Here is a 17,301-nt window from a genome sequence, read left to right on the forward strand (position 1 = left end):
GACCCTGACACCCGTCGAGCTGTTGCGGCAAAACGCTCCGGCCACCCGTCCCATAATCGCCCTCAGCGAAGGCAACGACCCCCGCATCACCAAAGGAGCCCTCAACGCGCAGAGGGGAGGGTCGTGCTGCTTTGAAACACACGCTCAGCAGGAAGGTATGATGTCATGACACCCCAGGTCCTAAATCTCTTCGGTGCGCCCGCAACAAGCAGCGAACGGCGCCTGGCCGATCTTCCGGACCGCGTTGTCGAAGGCGATCCGCATCACCAGATCGGGGTGCATTTTACCAGTCCGGACGGCAAGTTGTCTGCGGGCACATGGACCTCGACGCCCGGAAAATGGCATGCGTTCACGGACAAGGACGAATATTGCTATATTGTCAAAGGCCATTGCGCTTTGATCCACGAAGACGGCAACCGTCAGGATTTTCGCGACGGGGCGAGTTTTCTGATCCCGAATGGGTTTCGCGGCTATTGGGAAGTCATTGAGGAAACGACGAAGCACTTTGTGATCCGGGATTGCACCTAAGACCCACTAGGTGATCTGAAGCGCAGAAGCCGTTACGCGGGAAGGTGGTTCTTGCGGTAAAGGCGTCGCATGATCATGGGCGTCAGGTACATCGGGATCTGATACGCGCCGATGAATGCCATGATCGGGGCGGTGACATCAGGTGGCAGGGCAACAAAGAAAATGGCGATGTTCCGGTTTCCCGCGATGATCGATATCGCGGTAGATTTGTCTGCGGGGAGCCGGTTTCGGCTCAGGTGAAATGCAACGGCTTGTGCCCCGAAATTGGCCAGACAGGCGAGCGCGATCCAGAAGGTTGCAATGGCGGGATTGTTCAGGGCCGTGGCGCTGACCGATGGCATCAGCCCGATGACAAAGACGGCCAGGGTGAGCGTTCCCAACCCTTCGAGGTTCAGCAGCGTTGCGGGTGAAGGTGCGCGCAGAACTGTGCGCCGTATGACGATGGCGGTACCGGTTGCAGTTACGATGGTCAGCAGCAAGTGCAACCCGGCCCGCACGACAGATTGAATATCCCCCAGTTCAGGCATGAGCAGAAATACCGGCAACGCGGTCAGCGGCAACAGCGCCGTACCCACAACCATCAGCCGCATCGCGTGTTCAGGCGGATGGCCCATCATCAGGCACATATTGGGACTGCCTGAAATGGACGGGGCCGCCGCCATGATCAGCAGGGACAAAAGGACAGGCGTTCCAGTCCATCCGCCCGCGAACCCGATGGCCAGCACGATCAGCGGCATCACGAATTGAAACCCGATGACTGTGAATGCAACCTTCTGCAGATCACTCAGCGACCCGAGAATGGTTTCAGGGTTCATCCTGAGGACTGTGACGAACAGCAACAACACGACCAGTGGCGGCAGCAGGTTTCGCATCGGCTCGGCCAGGGACGGCAGCAGAAGGCCAGCCGCCAGCCCGGCGATCAGTACATGAGGGCCATGACGCGCCGCCAGATGTAACGGGTTCAAGGCTGTTCTACCCACCCGGGCCTTGGCGCAGATTTTCCGGCAGCCAGGTCGCCAGATCCGGGAACCAGATGAGGATGAAAACCATCAATACCATGATCAGGAACATCGGGATCGCTGCACGCGCGATATAGCTCATCTCGTGGTTTGTCATGCCCTGCATCACGAACAGGTTGAATCCGATCGGTGGTGTGATCTGTGCCATCTCGACAACAACCACGATGAAGATGCCGAACCAGATAAGGTCGATCCCGGCGTCACGGATCATCGGTTCAACCACGGCCATCGTCAACACGACCGAGGATATCCCGTCCAGAAAGCATCCCAGAATGATGTAGAATACCAGCAATACCATCAACAGCTCGAACCGTGTCAGGTCCCATCCGGCGATCAGGTCGGCCAGTCCGCGCGGCAGGCCGGTGAACCCCATCGACAGCGACAAAAAGGCCGCCCCCGCAAGGATCAGGGCGATCATCGCACTGGTGCGCGTGGCCCCCATCAGGCTTTCGGTAAAGGTCTTCCAGGTCAGCGACCCTTGACCGGCGGCCAGCAAAAGCCCGCCAATCACGCCGAAAGCGGCGGCTTCGGTCGCGGTAGCATAGCCCAGATACATCGATCCGATGACAACGGTGATCAGCAGGATCACAGGCAGCAGAAAGCGTGAGTTTTTGACTTTCTCAGAAAAGCTCAGCTTGCTTTCGTCGTTTGGGTTCCAGTCCTTACCCAGCTTGGAATACAGCGCGACATATCCCATGAACATCGCCGCAAGAACAAGGCCGGGGAGGATACCGGCGAAGAACAGCTTGGTGATCGATTCATTGATCGTCACCCCGTATACGATCAGAGTCAGAGAGGGTGGGATCATAAGCCCCAATGTTGCGGCACCGGTCAATGTTCCGATGATCATCCGCTCGGGGTAATTGCGCTTGCGCAACTCGGGGATCGACATTTTTCCGACGGTCGTCAGGGTTGCCGCCGACGACCCCGAGACAGCGGCAAAGACAGTACATCCAACGATATTCGTATGCACCAGACCACCGGGCAGGGGGGCCATCCAGGGCGACAACCCCTTGAACATGTCCTCGGACAATCGCGTTCGGTACAGGATCTCGCCCATCCAGATGAACATCGGCAGGGCGGTCAGGGTCCACGAGGACGATGCCGACCAGATGGTCGTTATCATGACATCGCCCACGGGGCGTGTCGTGAACAGCTCCATCCCGACCCAGGCGACACCCATCAGGGCCAGTCCGACCCACACACCGGTGCCCAACAAGGTAAAAAGCACAAAGAGGAAGAGGATGATAACAGCCAGGTTTTCCATGCGTTTACTCTCCGTGGCTCTGATCGGCCAGATCGCGGACGATGCGATGTTCACCGCGGAACAGGACGTGGATCAGGTGATCCGTCAGGGCGATGGCAAGGATCACGGCACCGATCAGCATCGCGGATTGAGGGATCCAAAGGGCGGTTCTATCCTGTCCTTGACTGACATCGTTGAACTTCCAGCTCCAGTAGACAAAGCGATAGGCATACCAGCAGAAATACCACATGACGGCGGTAGCGATTCCAAAGCACCAGACTTCAAGAATGCGCCGAACCCTGTCCGGCACTGCGTTCAGCAGGATCGATACACGGATGAGGCTGCCCCGGTTCAGCGCGTTGGCAAACGCCAGAAAAGAGGCGGCAGCCATCGCATAACCGGCATAGTCCGGTGCGCCCGGAAACACTTCGCCGGTCCAGCGGGCCAGCATCTGCACCACGATCAGCAGCAATATGGCAATCAGGCTGATCGCCGCCAGAACCCCTGCTGCCAGATAAATGAAATCCAATACGGACCGAAGCCCTCGCAAAACTGCCATGCCGTCCCCGCTGTGTTCTGATTGGATTTGAAACGGGCGGCAGGATATGCCGCCGCCCGTCCGGTAAGGATCACTGAGACGCGTGGAACGCGTCGACGATGGCCTTGCCTTGGTCCCCGGCGGCCTCTAGCCATTCATTGGTCATGGTCACACCGATTTCTTTCAATTCCTTCACCATCTGATCCGATGCCGGGCCAACGGTCATGCCGCCATCCCGCAGGCCTTGCAAGGTAAAGCCGGTGTATTCCTTGGCACGCCAGTTCCCGGCATATTCCGCCAGCTCAGCACAGCCTTTGATGACGTTCTTGTTGGCATCGGATACACCAGACCAGACGTCGGAATTGACCATCACGTAGTTGCGCGGCAGCCAGGCGTCGACCTCGTAGAAATAGTTCAGGCTTTCCCAAACCTTGCGGTCATACCCGGTCGAACCCGACGATATCATCGAATCCGCCACGCCCGTTGCAAAAGCCTGACTGATTTCAGCCGCTTCGATGGTAACCGGCAGCATCCCGGTCAACTCGGCCAGCCGTGAAGTGGCGTTGTTGTACGAGCGGAACTTGATGCCCTTCATCTCGGCGACCGAGTTTACCTCATTTTTGAAATACAGACCTTGCGGAGGCCACGGTACCGCATAAAGCAGCGTCAGGTTTTGCTCGGCCAGCAGGTTTTCGATCGAAGGTTTGGCCGCTTCCCAAAGCTTTGCGCTGTCGTCGAATGAGGTCGCAAGAAACGGGATGGAATCAAACCCGAACAATGCGTTTTCGTTCTGATGCCCGGACAACAACCGCTCACCAATCGGGGCCTGCCCTGTCTGGATTGCGCGTTTGATGTCGCCGCCCTTGAACAGCGAGCCGGATGGGTGCGTGACGATTTCAATCTCACCGCCGGTGCCGGTGGTGACGCATTTGGCAAATTCCGCGCCCGTGGCCGAGTGGAAGTTTGAGGCCGCATAGGCCATCGGCATGTCCCATTTTTCGGCCATGGCGGGTGCCGCGGCGGTGGCGGTCAGCGCAGTTGCCGCCAGAAGGTTCGTCAATTTCTTCATCATTCTTCTCCCTGTTGAATTTGGAAACACCGGCGTTTCTCACCGGTTTGTTTGTTACTTCGCGTATCGTGACGGCGCGTAGACGCTCATGTCGACATTTGGCGTTCTGCCTGCAATCATCTGCGCCAGAAGGCGCCCGGTTTTCGGCCCGCCTGTCAGGCCGATATGGTGATGCCCGAAGCCCATATAGGCCCCTTTGATACCGGGCACTTCGCCAATAACCGGGATCGAGTCAGCCGGGGCGGGCCTGTGCCCCATCCATTCCACTTCCTCCTTCCATGTCACGCCCGGGAACGCCGCCCGGGCATTTTTGCGCATCAACTCGAACGGCGCGCGCGAGGGCGGCGCATCCAGCCCTCCGAACTCGACAATGCCCGCCAAGCGTATGCGCCCATCCATCGGTGTCGCAACGAACTTGCCCGAGACAACCATAACCGGGCTGCGCGGCATCGCGGAAGGCTTTACCAATTCAAGATGATAACCACGTTCGCTTTCAAGAGGAACAGAAACTCCCAAGCGCTTTGCCAATGGACCCGACCAGATCCCGGCCGTGACGACGGCTGCGTCACAAGCAATGGTCTCGCCACCGGCCCGAACCCCTGTGACATGCCCGTTTTTCCGAACTACGTCTTCGACGTTTGCACGTATGATACGACCTCCATTCGCCTCAACATGCGCGGCAAGGTCTTTCACGTACCGGCCGGGGTCGGTGATGTGGCCATGATTCGAAAGCCGGGCGGCAAACCCGATGCCCTGACTGTAAACCGGGTCATATTCATGGAAAGCGTGACCTTCCAATTCGTCCCACTGAAACCCGTTCCTGCGCCGGATATCCCAACCAAATGCATCTTCCTCAAAATGCGCGCGATCCCTGTAAAGAAACAGGTAATCTGACGGAACCAGCCACTTTTCCGCCCCCGTTCCGGCCGCCAGCGCCTTGTGGTCATTCAGACTGTCGCCAACGATGGACGACAGTGCTGCGGCGATCCTCTCGACGTCGGCGGCGTTGGCGTGACGGAGGTATTGCCAGAGCCACGGAAGAAGCTTTGGCAAATACCCCCATTTCAGGAACAAGGGTTGCGAGGGGCTGAGCAGCATCTTCGGCGCTTTGCCCAGCAATCCGGGAACGGTGACCGGAACGATCGAACACGAGGCCAAAACCCCGCCATTGCCGTGCGAGGTACCTTCGGCAGGTCCTGCCTTGTCGATCAGGATCACGTCGTGACCATCCCGCTGCAACCAGACCGCAGTCGACACGCCGACAATTCCGGCCCCTATGATGGCTATGGTTTTCTTGTCCGTCATTCTGTCACCGCCTTGGCAACCGCATAATGATTCAGTTTGGTCAGGTCAGGTCTGCCGCCAAGTCCGGGGTCCTGAGGCACGCATACCTGACCGTCCTTTACCTGAAATGGCTGCTCCAGAATGTCCTCTTTCAGGAAATAGGACGCCTGATAGAATTCGCAGCCCAGAGAGATTTCCGGTGTCGTGGCAATCATGTGCGTGCCCGCCAAGTGGGCCAGTCCAGCCTCGAACATGTCACCACCATAGGCCGTCAGGCCATGGGCCGCAGCAATGCGTGCAACTGTCTGCCCGCGTGTCAGGCCGCCTGACTTCATGATCTTCACTGAAACTCCGTCGCAGATCCCTTCGCGAGCTGCGCGCTCCATATCTTCGGGGCCAAAGACGCTTTCGTCGGCCAGAAGGGGAACATCCGTCATCTGCCGCAGCTTTGCCATCATGCCATACTGATGGGCGCGGACAGGTTGTTCAATGAAGTCCGGTTTGAACTGAGCGACGTCCCGCACCTGCGATGGCGCATCATCAATGCTGAGCCCTTGATTATAGTCCACGCGGACCGAGAACTCCGGGTAGTTCTGGGCAAGATACTCCAGCCGCATGATGTCAAAGGCGTGATCCTTGAACCCGGTCTTGAGTTTGACAATCCGAACACCGTCCTCACGCAGGCGCGCCAACAGATCGACGTCCTGGGCAAAGTCGGGATTTGCGATGGAACAACTCAGCGGAATGCTGTCGCGGAAGCGACCACCCAGCAAAGACCAGACTGGAACACCGCTGATCCGGCCTGCCAGATCCAGCAGTGCGGTTTCCAGCGCCGCCTTGGCTTCGGTGCAATGTGCCACGGCATAAGCCGCACGCGCCATGATGGCGGCCCGATCCCCAACGCATGCCCCAAGAACGTGAGGGCGCAGATAACGGTCCAGTGCCGCAAAACTCGCTTCGGGTGTTCCGGTGAAAACAGACCAGGGCGACGCCTCGCCATACCCCTGCGTGCCATCCTCGGATGTCAGGCGCAGGATGACGACTTCGCAAACGCCTTCAACCGATCCGATGCCGTGATCCCGGCGGGATGTGACCGGCAGTTCAAGGTGCCACAGGTCATAGCCGATGATTTTCTGTGCCGGATTGCTCATTTCGCCCCCTGTCGATGGGGAAAGCCTGCCTTGACCGGGCTATCATTTCAAATACTATATTTTCGTAAGTTCATCAGAAAAAGTGATGTAGCAATCGTTGTCCCTACGTTTTCGCCAGCTTCAGGCCTTTCATGCCATCATGGAAACCGGAACCGTGACCGGCGCGGCCTCGGTTCTTGGGATATCGCAACCCGGCATCAGCAACCTTCTGGCACAGCTCGAGCGCGAGGCTCGTCTGCCTCTGTTCGAACGGACCAAAGGCCGATTGCTGCCAACCCCTGAGGCCGAGATGCTATTTCGCGAGGTCGACACGGTCGTGCGCGGGCTGGACCACGTGGCGCAGGCCGTAACCGATTTGCAGAACAAACATCCCGGTCAATTGCAGGTTGCCGCGCCTCACCTGTTGTCCTTTGGCTTCATGCCCCGCGAGATCGCGTGTTTTGCCAAAACGCGTCCGAACCTGTCTGTCAGCTTTCAGTCGCAATATTCGTCCAAGATTCAGGAATGGGTCATCTCGGGCCTGTTTGAAATCGGTATCGTCGAGATGCCCATTCTGCATGACACACTGAACTATCAGGAGTTTCAGTTTGAAACGCTCGCGACTTTTCCTGAGGGCAGTCCCTTGGCCGAGCACGACGTACTGACGCCAGAGATTTTGGAAAACGAACCCTTCATCGTGATGGGGCCGGAACACCAGACCCATCGCCGGACTCGCGACATCTTTCAGGCATCCGGCCACACATGGCGTACCCAGATACACACCCATCTGTCCGAAAACCTGCTGAGCTTTGTAAAACAGGGTATGGGGGTCGCGATGATCGACCCCTTTACTGTGACCTTTGACGACGAGAGCGGGTATCAGACCCGCCCATTTGCGCCGCCAGTCATGCTGGACCTCGCGATCATCACGGCCAAGGGCCGCCCTTTGTCCACGATTGCCCAGGAATTTCTGGCCCAGTTGACCTCGTCAATTGCCTCTTACGCGACCCATTCCGAGACCGGTGCGGCCGCTTCGTGAAGCGGCTGAGAGTGAATGTCGACAAGTGTTGGGCCGTCATGCTCAATCGCCTGTTTCAGCACGCGCGGCAGATCCTCGGGGTCTTTGACGGTCCAGGATTTGACGCCAAAGGCCGCCGCAACAGCGGCGTGGTCTGTCCGGTTGAAATCAACATTGTAATAGCGCTGACCAAATCCCGCTTTCTGGCCAGCCTTGATCCATCCGAAGACTGAGTTCGAGAAGACGATCGAAGTGATTGGCATATTGTGCCGGACCATCGTTTCAAACTCGCCGCAGGTGAACCCGAACGAGCCATCGCCCATGACCGACAGGGTTTTAACCGATGGCCGCCCGACATGTGCCCCCATGGCCGCGCCCAGCGAATACCCCAGCGCCCCATGTGCCCGGTTGGTGATGAAATGGCGCCCCGGTTTCCGCCAGCGGTAATATGCGCTGAAATAGGGGCAGGGGGTGCCGGGGTCGGCGACGACAATCGCGTCGTCATCCAGAATGTCCATCAGGGACTCCATGACGGCCTCGGGCCGGATCGGTGTCTCGCGACTTGCGGCCAGGGGGGCGAACGCGGCCATCTTGGCCTCCCATGCGGCGCGGGCCTTGGCTGTTCCGCCTTGGCTGGTCAGGCCCTGCCGGTCTTCCAGTGCTTGCGCCAAAGCCTCCAGCGCCAGTCGGGCATCGGCGCAGATCGCCACTTCGGTCTGGTAATTGGCGCCGATCACCATCGGATCGCTGTCGATATGGATGATCGTGGTGCTGCGCCCGGGGCTTCGCCACCGTTCCGTTGTGACCGAACCGGCGCGGCAGCCAATGAACAAAACGACATCGGCCTGATCCACGACGGCGCGGGTTGCCGGGATGCCCCCGTTCGACCCGACAACGCCCAGGGCCAGCGGGTCGGTCTCGGCAATGGACCCCTGACCCGACACGGTTGTGGCCACGGGCATGTCCAGCAGGCCTGCAACCCGGCGCAGCGCATCGGTCGCCCGGGACAAGACCGGCCCGCCACCACAGACCGCAACCGCGGATTTGGCCCCTGCAAGAATGGCAGCCGCTGCTTCGATGGTGTCCGGGTCAGGTGCGGCCCGTTCAGCGGGATAGCTGCGGTGCCTGTCATCCGCCCAGATTTCAGCCTCATCGACCTGCGCCTTCTGCGTGTCAAACGGCAGCGCCAGATGCGTCGCACCGGGCGTGCCGGTCGTCATCGCCCTGAAGGCGGCCCGAACCATGGCCGGAAGCCGCGCGGCGTCGTCGAGGGATGTGTTCCATTTGGCCAGAGGCCGGAACAGCGCAGGCTGATCCAGTTCGGTCAAAGGGTATTTGCCGCGGCTGGTTGTTGCCACATCCGACGTGATCGCCAGAATCGGAACCGAGCTTTCGTTGGCCTCGACCACTCCGGGCAAGATATAGGTCGCACCACCGCCGGACGGGCCCTCGCACACGCCGGGCTTGCCGGTGACGCGGGCATAGCCATCCGCCATATAGGCCGCGTGCCTCTCGTCCCGTGTCAGGATGTGCTGAATGCCGTGATCCATCCGGGCAAGGGCATCATAAAAGGGTAAAGTGGTATCGCCGCACAGGCCAAACATATGCGTCACACCATGCGCTTCGAGCATACGCACCATGGCTTCGGCTCCGGTCAGAAAATTTGTCCCTGTCATGGTCGCGAGTCCCTTGTGTCAAATCTGTACTCAGTTCTGTATACAGTTTTGTATATTGATTTCAAGCTCAACGTGTGGCACCTGTGATTCAAACGAAGAAGGGCAGGGGTAATGGCTGGTCCGCGCGTCGATGATATCTATGATCAGGTCAAGGCGATGGCGGTTTCGTTTCGCCTGCGCCCCGGCGACCGCCTGAACGAAGTGGCGTTGTCCAGGGATCTGGGCGTCAGCCGCACCCCGCTGCGCGAGGCGTTGAACCGTCTGGTCGCCGAACGGCTTTTCGACTTCCGCCCCGGACAAGGCTTTTTCTGCCGCCCGCTGGATGCGCAAAGCGTGTTCGACCTGTTCGAACTGCGCCAGATCATCGAAACAGCGGCGGCGCGCGCGGCCTGTGCCAAGGCATCAGACGAAGACCTGCAGTTGCTGCGGGATGAGCTTTACGCAACGGGCATCGACATCACCGGTCTGACTGTTGAAGAAGCCGTCAACCGGGATGAGGCGTTTCATCTGGGTATCGCGAAGCTGTCTGGAAACATGGAACTGTTGCAAACCCTGACGCGGATCAACGACCGTATTCGCTATATCCGCTGGATATCCATGAGCCTCGACAGGGTGCAACGCTCAAAGGACGAACACAAACGCGTCATGCAGGCTTTGATGGACCGGAACGCGGATGAGGCCGCTCGGGTTCTGGGTGCACATATCTCCAAGCGTATGGATCAGGTGCAGGATGCCGTGCGTCACGGGATTTCGAACATCTACATGGAAGGGTCCGACGATATCTCGGCCCGTATTATTGAGGAGGTTGAGGGATGATCGCGCAGGGCGGAAAATCCATCTACGGCGCGTCTGTCGGCATTCTGATGCTGGATGCCCGCTTTCCCCGCATTCCCGGCGATATGGGCAACGCGCAGACCTGGCCCTTTCCGGTTCACTACCGCATTGTTCGCGATGCCTCGCCGGATCGGGTGGTCCGGCGCAAAGCCGAAGGCATGCTCGACGTGTTCATCAACGCGGCGCAGGAGCTTGTCAAAGATGGTGTCGACGGGATTACCACCAATTGCGGGTTTCTGTCCCTGTTCCAAAAAGAACTGGCCCAGGCTGTGCCTGTTCCGGTGGCCACATCGTCCCTGATGCAGGTTGAAATGGTCAACCGCATCCTGCCAGCGGGAAAACGCGCCGGGGTTCTGACCATATCAGCCTCTACTCTGACCCAAGATCACTTGCTGGCCGCCAATGTTCCATTGGACACACCCATCGGCACAACCGAAGGCGGGGCGGAGTTCACCCGCGCAATCCTTGGAAATGAGCTTGGTCTTGATGTGGAATTGGCCCGCAAGGACAATGTCGAAGCCGCCATGGCCCTGACATCGGAACACCCCGATCTTGGCGCGATCGTGCTGGAATGCACGAATATGTGCCCCTACGCGCCCGATATTCAGCGCGCCACAGGGCTGCCCGTGTTTTCTATCGTATCTTTCGTGACATGGTTTCAGGCCGGTCTTGTGCCGCCCACCTACTAGACAGGTGACACAGGCGCTCTGACTGACCCGCCCTAAGATGTCACAGGTTCAGGTCGCCTTGTACCGAGTTCCGGATCACCCGCTCGGCATTCGGAATGTCGTTTGAAAGCGCCCGCTCTCTTGCGGCCTGTTTGTCCAGCCCAAACCCAACCCAACGGTCGGTGAGCCGGGATTCCAGTGTTGCCAGATCGACGCCCAGAAACACCTTGAGCGCCCATAGGGCGTGAAGGCCCGACCAGCCCGGTTCATTCAGCAAAAGATAATTGCCTTCAACCAGAATGACCCGCTGGTCAGGCGAGATCATTGATCGGGCAGCGATTGCCAGATCAAGCTTTCGGTCGAAGCCCGGAATTGCAACTTCATCTTCGGTACGCAAACGCACAAGCAAGGCACGAAACCCGGCAAGATCGAAGGTTTCCGGCGCGCCCTTGCGGGGGAAAAGCCCGCGTTCCTTCAGGATCGCGTTGTCAAAGTGAAAACCGTCCATTGGAACGAGCCCGGCTGACACCCCGCGCCGGTTCAGTTCGGCCGTGGCAAGGCTGGCAACAGTGCTTTTTCCGGATCCGGGAGGCCCGGCAATCGCGACAAGTTGCCGGTGTCGGGCCGGCGGCAGCGCCTCAACGGCGTCGACGATACGGTCGGCCAGAACGTCAGGGGCGGTGCCGCCACCGGTCATGCGGCCTGATCCTCGGGCGGTGCTTCCTTAGCCCCGGTCATAAACGCCACGGCGTCGGACATCGAATAGTCTTTGGGGTCAATCACACACAGGCGTTTCCCCAGCCGGTGCACGTGAATTCGGTCTGCGACTTCGAAAACATGGGGCATGTTGTGGCTGATCAGGATGATTGGGATGCCACGCGATTTCACATCCTGGATCAGTTCAAGGACCCTGCGGCTTTCTTTGACGCCCAGTGCTGCTGTCGGTTCGTCCAGAATAATGACCTTGGACCCGAACGCCGCCGCGCGTGCCACGGCGACCCCCTGACGTTGTCCACCCGACAGGGTTTCGACCGCCTGATTGATGTTCTGGATCGTCATCAGACCCAGTTCGCTCAGCTTTTCGCGGGCGAATTTTTCCATCGCCGGACGGTCAAGCATGCGAAGCCACGACCCGAGCGGTCCTTTGCGCCGAATTTCCCGCCCCATGAACATATTGTCCGCAATCGACAGGGCAGGGGACATGGCAAGCGTCTGGTACACGGTTTCAATACCGGCTTCACGCGCGTCGATCGGGGAATGGAAATTCACCTTTTGACCTTCCAGCCAGACCTCGCCTTCGTCCGGCGCCACCGCGCCCGACACAGCCTTGATCAGCGTCGACTTGCCCGCGCCATTGTCGCCGATCACCGCCAGAATCTCACCCGGCATCAGATCGAAGTCGCAGTGATCCAGCGCAGTCACCTTGCCATAGCGTTTCACAAGGTTCCGTCCTTTGAGAATGGGTTCCATCAGGCTGCCACCTTTCTGATCCACTGGTCGACCGCGACCGCTGCGATGATAAGGATGCCGATCAGCAGGAACGTCCATTGTGCATCCGCGCCCAACAACCGCAGCCCAAGCGTAAAGACGCCCACGATCAGGGCACCGAACAGGGACCCCAGAATAGACCCGCGACCGCCAAACAGAGATATCCCCCCGATCACGACCGCCGTGATGCTTTCAATGTTGGCCAGCTGCCCCGAGGTTGGCGAAACCGACCCGATCCGACCAATCAGGGCCCAGCCCGCAAAGGCGCAGATCAGGCCGGACAGCATGTACACGGATATCAGCGTGCGGTGTACGTTGACACCGGACAGCTCTGCCGCTTCGGGGTCATCCCCGACGGCATAGACATGCCTGCCCCAGGCCGTGTGCCGCAGCGCGTATGCAAGGACGAGGATCAGCGCCAGCATGAAGACCACCCCGACGGTAAACACCGCCCCGCCCACGTTAAACTTGGCACCAAACAGTTGCAGGATGGCGGCGTGTTCCTCGATCTCCTGCGACCGGATCGTTTCGTTTTGTGAATAAAGAAAATTCGCCGCAAGAACGATCTGCCACATGCCAAGGGTGACGATGAAAGGCGGCAGCTTGATGCGACTGACCAGAAACCCGTTCAAGGCCCCGATTGCCGAGCCAACAGCAAGGCCGCACACAATCGCAACCGAAGGCGGCATTCCATAGCGGAAGGTAAACTGCCCCATCACAACCGACGACATCACCATGATGGCCCCAACACTCAGGTCGATGCCTGCGGTCAGGATCACAAGGCTTTGTGCCGCGGCCACGATCCCGACGATCTGAACCTGTTGCAGGATCAATGTCAGCGCAAAGGGCGAAAAGAACTTGGGGCCCAGCAAGACACCAAAGATGACGATGGCAGCGACAAGGACAATCAGCGGGACCAGCGACGGGTTCACATGCAGAAAATGCTGAACCGTCCCGACAAATCCGCGTTGGTGATCGTCAAACTCGGCGACTTTCTCCGGGCTGCCTTTTGCGGCGGTTTCGAAATCGTCAGCTTGTCGTGAAGAATCGGACATGGAACTTCCCCCAAAGCGTCAGGTTTATGACGACTTTAGCAAGGTTTCAGGCGTGTGGGTGGTTTTGATAAGTGGAAGGCCGCGCAGCGGCCTTCCAAACATTCAGCTTAACCCCAGCAGAGGTCCATGCCTTCCTGAACCGAGATGGACTCGACGCCGTCGGCGGCCTTATCCGTCACAAGCGCCACACCGGTGTCAAAAAAGTCCTTACCGGGTGTGTTCTCGGGCTTCACGCCTTCGTCCGCCCATTTCTTGACGGCCTCAACGCCCAGCGATGCCATCAGCAGCGGGTATTGCTGTGATGTTGCACCGATGACGCCGTCCGCCACGTTCTGCACGCCAGGGCAGCCGCCATCGACGGAAACGATCAACACGTCATTTTCGCGCCCGATAGCCTTAAGCGCTTCATAAGCGCCCGCTGCCGCCGGTTCGTTGATGGTGTGCACCACGTTGATCGTCGGGTCTTTGGCCAGCAGGTTCTCCATGGCGCGACGACCGCCTTCTTCGTTGCCAGCGGTGACATCGCTGCCAACAAGACGCGGGTCGTTTTCATCGCCAATCACGTTCGGATCGGCCAGATCAACACCGAACCCCTGAAGGAACCCTTGATTGCGAAGCACATCCACAGTGGGCTGGCTGACCGCAAGGTCCAACGTGGCGATTTTGGCGTCATTTGCCGCATCTCCCAGCGTGGCTTTTGCCCATTGTCCGATCAGAAGCCCCGCAAGGAAATTGTCCGTGGCAAAGGTCGCGTCGGCCGAGTCGATAGGCTCAAGTGGGGTGTCCAGCGCAATCACCAGCAGCCCGGCATCGCGGGCCTGCTGCACCGCCGGAACGATGGACGACGTATCCGACGCGGTCAGCAGGATACCCTTTGCGCCATCCAGAATGCAGGTTTCAATGGCCTGAACCTGAGTTTCGTGGTCTCCGTCGACTTTGCCGGCAAAGGCTTTCAGCGTCATGCCAAGCTCTTCGGCTTTAGCTGTGGCACCCTCTCTCATTTTAACAAAGAAAGGGTTGGTATCCGTCTTGGTGATCAGGCAAACGGTTTCACCTTCGGCCATTGCACTGCTTGCCATGGCCGTAACCGCCAGCGCCGTGGCGCCTGCAAGTTTCGCAAGTTTCATCGGTAGTCCTCCCAGTTTTCCCAATGCCCTTCCGGGCATACGTTTGATCGGGCGAAAACCGGCCCGATCTCACATAAAAACCATCACAAGATTCGAATTTCGAGTCAATAAATAAATCACTCTTATTTATTATTGACAGAAAGGAAGGGTTCCAACATTGTCGTCATGAAGGGGATGGCCGTGTCTGCAATGAACTCTCAGGGCAATACCACTGGCGTACGCGAGCCAGACATGCGCGGCACCAACCAAAGTGGAATGCGGGCCCGAAATGAACGGCTTGTCCTGTCACTGGTCCGGCGCCATCAGGCCCTCGCAAAATCTGAAATCGCGCGCATGACCGGCCTGTCGGCGCAGACGGTCTCGGTCATCATGCGCCAGTTGGAGAACGATGGGTTGCTGTTGCGGGGCGAACCGATCCGGGGAAAAGTCGGACAGCCATCGGTTCCCATGCGCCTGAACCCGGACGGCGCGTATTTCTTTGGGCTCAAAGTCGGGCGGCGCAGTACCGAACTGGTGCTGACGGATTTCCTTGGCAACGTCAGGCACCGCGAACGGCGGACCTATGATTTTCCGACGCCCGAGGCGACATTGAGCTTTTCCACAGAAAGCCTCGACAAAGTGATGGCGTCAATGTCGCACGAGGCGCGCAGCAGAATCGCGGGCCTTGGGATTGCCATGCCGTTCTACCTTTGGGACTGGGCACAAACATTGCAGGTTCCTCAGGAAAAAATGGATCCGTGGCGTGACGCGGACCTGAAAGGCGCGTTGGCCGCTAGCTATGACGTGCCGGTTTTCCTGCAAAACGACGCAACGGCCGCCTGCGGTGCCGAGCTGGTGTTTGGCCCGGCGGAAGGCCCACGAGATTTCCTGTATTTCTATGTCGGCTTCTTCATCGGGGGCGGGGTGGTTCTGAACGGCTCCATCTTTCCGGGGCGGGGAAATGCCGGTGCGCTTGGCCCATTGCCTGTGCCGGACGAAGTGGGCGGAGTGAAACCGTTGATAGATGTCGCCAGTCTTTATGTGCTGGAGCGTGCGGTTGGTGGAAATGCCGCAACAGCCGGTTCAATCTGGGAAACGACACGGCATTGGGACGTACCGGAAACCCTCCTTGAGAATTGGCTGAACCAGGCGGCGCACGGAATCGCCCATGCCATCGTCTCTTCTTGCAGCCTGATCGATTTCGAATGTATCAAGATTGATGGCTGGATGCCTGCTGATATCAAGGCGCGGCTGGTGGAAAGGGTTGAGCTCAAACTATCCCATATGAACCTGACCGGGCTTGAACGGCCCTTGGTGCTGGCAGGGGCGGCGGGCCCGGATGCCCGGTCATTGGGGGCGGCCAGTTTGCCATTGTCGGAAAGATACCTGCTCGAAGGGTAGGTTCATCCCCGAAAAACCCCGACCTGTATCCAAAGCGGATCAACCGGAAAAAGGGCATTGCCCGCTGAACTTTTTGACAGCCAGCGCAATTGATCGTTGACGGATGCTGAAGAAGTCTGGCAAGCCGCTCGGCATGTCCGGTTCCGGGGCGTGCTCTGGAATCAATAGGGAATGCGGTGCGGGCTTTGGCCCAATTCCGCAACTGCACCCGCAACTGTAAGCGGCGAGCAGGGCTGAAGTGCCACTGGAGTTAATCCGGGAAGGCCAGCCCAACGCTTTGACCCGCAAGTCAGGATACCTGCCGGACATGTGCCTTTGACAAGGGCACTCCTAATCGGCGACGGGATGTGCGTCGGAGCAGGATGCTTGAAAAAGCAGCTCGGCTTGGACGTCCCCGCAGTCAAAACGCATCTCGTACCGGGGTTGGTACGAAGGGACAAGGACGACTATTGATGACCAAGCTGCTTTCTGCAGCCGCTGTGGCGATGGCGCTTCCAGCGATGGCAAATGCGCATTTCCTGCTGGAATACACCTCTGACACCATGATCGACGCACCGGGGAATGTTCCGGTCAAGCTGATCTTCTGGCATCCGTTCTCGAACGGGCATGTCATGGATCTGGACAAGCCGCAGGAATTCTACGTGATCCACAACGGTCAGAAAACCGACCTGCTGGACACTCTGGAACCCGTGCGTTTCACCGGCGGCGAAAACGAAGGCGCGGCATTCAAGGGTTATGTTCCCGTCAAACGGTCGGGCGACTATGTGCTGGTGACAGTTCCCCAGCCCTATTACGAGGGGTCTGAGGATATCTATATCCAGCAGATCGCCAAGGCATTCATGAACCGCAACGAATTGCCGACCGACTGGATGAACCCGGTGGGCTTGCCGGTTGAGATCATCCCGCTCAACAAACCGACCAACATCATCGCGGGTTCGACCTTTACGGGTCGGGTTATGGCAGAAGGCCAACCGGTTGCGGGTGCCGAGATCGAGATCGAGTACATGGCCGCAGAACCGGACATGGAAAGCACGGCTGCTTCGGCCCCGACCGTCTCGCCGTTGCCGGGTGGTGCATTGGTCGCAACTTCGGATGATAACGGGTATTTCACATTCGGCGTTCCAAAAGCCGGATATTGGGGTTTTGCAGCGCTCGGCGCCGGTCCCGTGACCGAACACAATGGCAAAGAACTCAGCCAGGACGCGGTCATCTGGATCCGCGCCTGGGATTTGGAGTAACCG

General features: G+C 58.7%; 17 protein-coding genes and 1 riboswitch. Of the genes, 6 read left to right on the forward strand and 11 right to left on the reverse strand.

From position 1 onward, the window contains the following. The first annotated feature begins 165 nt into the window (after positions 1-165). Entirely contained in the window at positions 166-528 is a 363-nt protein-coding gene (locus tag AC2FLZ_RS16990) for a cupin domain-containing protein (RefSeq protein WP_480477495.1), read from the forward strand. Positions 529-560: 32 nt separating this feature from the next. On the opposite strand, the gene AC2FLZ_RS16995 is transcribed toward AC2FLZ_RS16990, so the two are convergent. From AC2FLZ_RS16995 to AC2FLZ_RS17020, 6 genes are all read right to left on the reverse strand, one after another. Next, positions 561-1,508, reverse strand: coding sequence for a hypothetical protein (locus tag AC2FLZ_RS16995; RefSeq protein WP_496853903.1), 948 nt, complete (start codon positions 1,506-1,508; stop codon positions 561-563). Further along, positions 1,501-2,814: a TRAP transporter large permease gene (locus tag AC2FLZ_RS17000; protein WP_480477491.1), complete on the reverse strand. Its 1,314-nt coding sequence runs from the start codon at positions 2,812-2,814 to the stop codon at positions 1,501-1,503. The genes AC2FLZ_RS16995 and AC2FLZ_RS17000 overlap by 8 nt, the downstream gene beginning before the upstream one ends. A 4-nt stretch (positions 2,815-2,818) precedes the next feature. Continuing rightward, positions 2,819-3,352, reverse strand: a complete 534-nt coding sequence (locus AC2FLZ_RS17005; protein WP_496882462.1) for a TRAP transporter small permease — start codon at positions 3,350-3,352, stop codon at positions 2,819-2,821. Positions 3,353-3,422: 70 nt separating this feature from the next. Continuing rightward, the gene (locus AC2FLZ_RS17010; protein ID WP_480555964.1) at positions 3,423-4,400 is read right to left on the reverse strand and encodes a TRAP transporter substrate-binding protein; all 978 of its coding nucleotides are present in this window, start codon (positions 4,398-4,400) and stop codon (positions 3,423-3,425) included. 54 nt (positions 4,401-4,454) lie between these two features. Further along, entirely contained in the window at positions 4,455-5,705 is a 1,251-nt protein-coding gene (locus AC2FLZ_RS17015; protein ID WP_480521262.1) for an NAD(P)/FAD-dependent oxidoreductase, read from the reverse strand. Continuing rightward, a complete protein-coding gene (locus AC2FLZ_RS17020) occupies positions 5,702-6,835 on the reverse strand; it encodes an enolase C-terminal domain-like protein (RefSeq protein ID WP_496882463.1) in 1,134 nt (377 codons plus the stop codon). Before AC2FLZ_RS17020 ends, AC2FLZ_RS17015 begins: the two co-directional genes overlap by 4 nt. 97 nt (positions 6,836-6,932) lie before the next feature. On the opposite strand from AC2FLZ_RS17020, the gene AC2FLZ_RS17025 reads away from it, so the two are divergent. Beyond that, on the forward strand, positions 6,933-7,853 hold the full coding sequence (locus tag AC2FLZ_RS17025; protein WP_496882464.1) for a LysR family transcriptional regulator: 921 nt from the start codon (positions 6,933-6,935) through the stop codon (positions 7,851-7,853). Here the strand turns inward: AC2FLZ_RS17025 and AC2FLZ_RS17030 are convergent. Then, positions 7,814-9,508, reverse strand: a complete 1,695-nt coding sequence (locus AC2FLZ_RS17030) for a thiamine pyrophosphate-binding protein (protein WP_496882465.1) — start codon at positions 9,506-9,508, stop codon at positions 7,814-7,816. The two genes, AC2FLZ_RS17025 and AC2FLZ_RS17030, sit on opposite strands and share 40 nt — an antisense overlap. A gap of 111 nt (positions 9,509-9,619) precedes the next feature. On the opposite strand from AC2FLZ_RS17030, the gene AC2FLZ_RS17035 reads away from it, so the two are divergent. Both AC2FLZ_RS17035 and AC2FLZ_RS17040 read left to right on the forward strand, forming a co-directional pair. Beyond that, the gene (locus tag AC2FLZ_RS17035) at positions 9,620-10,324 is read left to right on the forward strand and encodes a GntR family transcriptional regulator (RefSeq protein WP_480521270.1); all 705 of its coding nucleotides are present in this window, start codon (positions 9,620-9,622) and stop codon (positions 10,322-10,324) included. Further along, positions 10,321-11,031 carry an aspartate/glutamate racemase family protein gene (locus AC2FLZ_RS17040; protein ID WP_496716045.1) on the forward strand — a complete coding sequence of 237 codons (711 nt, stop codon included), beginning with the start codon at positions 10,321-10,323 and terminating at the stop codon, positions 11,029-11,031. Before AC2FLZ_RS17035 ends, AC2FLZ_RS17040 begins: the two co-directional genes overlap by 4 nt. Before the next feature lie 40 nt (positions 11,032-11,071). Here AC2FLZ_RS17040 and AC2FLZ_RS17045 read toward each other — a convergent pair whose 3' ends face one another. From AC2FLZ_RS17045 to AC2FLZ_RS17060, 4 genes are all read right to left on the reverse strand, one after another. Further along, entirely contained in the window at positions 11,072-11,707 is a 636-nt protein-coding gene (locus AC2FLZ_RS17045; RefSeq protein WP_496882466.1) for a nucleoside/nucleotide kinase family protein, read from the reverse strand. Beyond that, a complete protein-coding gene (locus tag AC2FLZ_RS17050; RefSeq protein WP_209508215.1) occupies positions 11,704-12,480 on the reverse strand; it encodes an ATP-binding cassette domain-containing protein in 777 nt (258 codons plus the stop codon). The genes AC2FLZ_RS17045 and AC2FLZ_RS17050 overlap by 4 nt, the downstream gene beginning before the upstream one ends. Next, positions 12,480-13,553 carry an ABC transporter permease gene (locus AC2FLZ_RS17055; RefSeq protein WP_496882467.1) on the reverse strand — a complete coding sequence of 358 codons (1,074 nt, stop codon included), beginning with the start codon at positions 13,551-13,553 and terminating at the stop codon, positions 12,480-12,482. The genes AC2FLZ_RS17050 and AC2FLZ_RS17055 overlap by 1 nt, the downstream gene beginning before the upstream one ends. A gap of 107 nt (positions 13,554-13,660) precedes the next feature. Then, entirely contained in the window at positions 13,661-14,680 is a 1,020-nt protein-coding gene (locus tag AC2FLZ_RS17060; protein ID WP_480555957.1) for a sugar ABC transporter substrate-binding protein, read from the reverse strand. Positions 14,681-14,869: 189 nt separating this feature from the next. Between AC2FLZ_RS17060 and AC2FLZ_RS17065 the strand changes: the two genes are divergently transcribed. Together AC2FLZ_RS17065 and AC2FLZ_RS17070 are read left to right on the forward strand one after the other, a co-directional pair. After that, positions 14,870-16,060: an ROK family transcriptional regulator gene (locus AC2FLZ_RS17065; protein WP_480540010.1), complete on the forward strand. Its 1,191-nt coding sequence runs from the start codon at positions 14,870-14,872 to the stop codon at positions 16,058-16,060. Between the two features lie 121 nt (positions 16,061-16,181). Beyond that, positions 16,182-16,380: riboswitch (cobalamin riboswitch) on the forward strand. A 132-nt stretch (positions 16,381-16,512) separates the two neighbouring features. Beyond that, positions 16,513-17,298, forward strand: a complete 786-nt coding sequence (locus AC2FLZ_RS17070) for a DUF4198 domain-containing protein (RefSeq protein ID WP_496882468.1) — start codon at positions 16,513-16,515, stop codon at positions 17,296-17,298. Positions 17,299-17,301: the final 3 nt, after the last annotated feature.

Source organism: Ruegeria sp. YKSF131, from assembly GCF_059612645.1.